This window comes from Blautia sp. MSK18_10, from assembly GCF_020553185.1.
GTDB lineage: Bacteria > Bacillota > Clostridia > Lachnospirales > Lachnospiraceae > Blautia_A > Blautia_A wexlerae.
In genome coordinates, this window is sequence record NZ_JAJCGT010000095.1 from 1 (window position 1) to 1,883 (window position 1,883).

The 1,883-nt window shown below is 43.0% G+C and carries 1 protein-coding gene; it reads left to right on the forward strand.

What is annotated here, in order from left to right; translation table 11 throughout:
- Positions 1-556: 556 nt before the first annotated feature.
- On the forward strand, positions 557-1,813 hold the full coding sequence (ltrA, locus tag LI074_RS16920) for a group II intron reverse transcriptase/maturase (protein WP_008704417.1): 1,257 nt from the start codon (positions 557-559) through the stop codon (positions 1,811-1,813).
- Positions 1,814-1,883: the final 70 nt, after the last annotated feature.

The following is a 1,883-nucleotide window of genomic DNA, read 5'->3' on the forward strand; positions in this document are numbered from 1 at the left end:
GATTGTGCGCCACGAAGGCGGAAACTTGTGACATGATGTCAAACAAGTATAGCCATGCTGTGTGAATGATGATGGCAGGCCCATCGGAACCGCTATATAGGTGGAGGTTTCAAATCACTCTGAGGTGCTGTAGTCAAAAGCTATGGTACTGAGCGTCAGAGAAAAGGCTGTACAAAACAGTCAGGTGTGGACAGTGGAGATGAACGAAGCTGTGAACCACTTACGAAAACGTCGAAAGCGTAGAGACTCCATCAAAACCAGGGGGTCAGTCGTTAACCTGGGATAAGCATAACGGGAGCCTATTTACTGGTTATGCGGTGGACGGCGTAAAGGTGGCATGAACACTGTTCAGGCATTCATATGGAACGTGGGAACCTACGGGCTGGTGTTAAGGGAGAGTGCCAAGTGGACGAACCGCAAGGTACAGAGTACTGATACAGTCATAGGGGCAGAGTGGCTTGTAGTAGTGAAGAGGGTTTCTGAAAAGAAAACAGAGCGAAGAAGTCACAGTATCCAAGCAGAGTAAATAAGTCAACTTAGGAATAAGGAGGAGCTTATGAGCGAAGCAAAACAGTTTGATATTTCAAAGAAGGCTGTAATTGCAGCTTTTCAGGCGGTAAAGGAAAACGCAGGAAGTTACGGGGCAGATGAACAAACCATAAAAGAGTTTGAGGAGCATCTTAATAACAACCTGTATAAACTATGGAACCGGATGGCATCAGGAAGTTATTTCCCGAAGCCTGTAAGGGCAGTAGCAATACCCAAGAAAAATGGTGGAATCAGAATTTTGGGAATTCCAACAGTAGAAGACAGAATCGCACAAATGGTTGCGAAGATGTACTTTGAACCGCTGGTTGAACCAATGTTTTACAATGACTCATATGGATACCGTCCGAACAAATCTGCAATTCAGGCAGTAGGACAAGCAAGGGAAAGATGTTTTAAAAGAGACTGGGCATTGGAATTAGATATCAAAGGGCTCTTTGATAACATCAAACATGGATATCTGATGTACATGGTTGAGAAACATACGCAAATAAAATGGCTGATACTTTATATAAAACGTTGGCTTACAGTGCCGTTCATCATGAGTGATGGCTCGGTTGCTGAACGCAGGTCAGGAACACCTCAGGGTGGAGTTATCAGTCCTGTGCTTGCAAATCTATTTCTTCACTATGTATTTGATGACTTTATGACAAAAGCATATCCGAACATCTGGTGGGAAAGATATGCTGATGATGGAGTACTGCACTGCCAATCGTACAAGCAGGCTGCATTTATAAAGCAGAAACTGGAAGAACGTTTTCAGCAGTTTGGATTGGAACTGAATAAAGAAAAGACACGTATTGTCTACTGCAAGGATAACCGAAGGCCACAAAACTATAGTTGTACCCAATTCACTTTTCTGGGATATACGTTCAGACCAAGGCTAAATAAGAATAAAGAAGGAAAGTTCTTTGTAGGCTTTACGCCTGCGGTCAGTGAAAAAGCCAAAACTGCTATGAAACAGAAGATCAGAGAATGGAAGATACAGTTAAAGGCGGATCTCTCATTAAAAGATATTGGGAACATGATAAACAAAGTAGTGCAAGGATGGATTAACTACTACACACACTATTATAAGTCAGAATTTTATGAGGTGTTGCGTTATATCAATCAATGTCTGATTAAATGGGTACGACGAAGTTATAAAAAGAAAAACACGAGAAGCAGAGCCGAGCACTGGCTTGGTGCAGTAGCCAGAAGAGACAGAAACTTGTTTGCACACTGGAAATTTGGAATATTACCATCTGTTGGAGAGGGAGCCGTATGAGTCGAGAGGCTCACGTACGGTTCTGATGGGGACTCAAGGGGAGGTTCCTTGGGTCTACCTACTTTGTGGT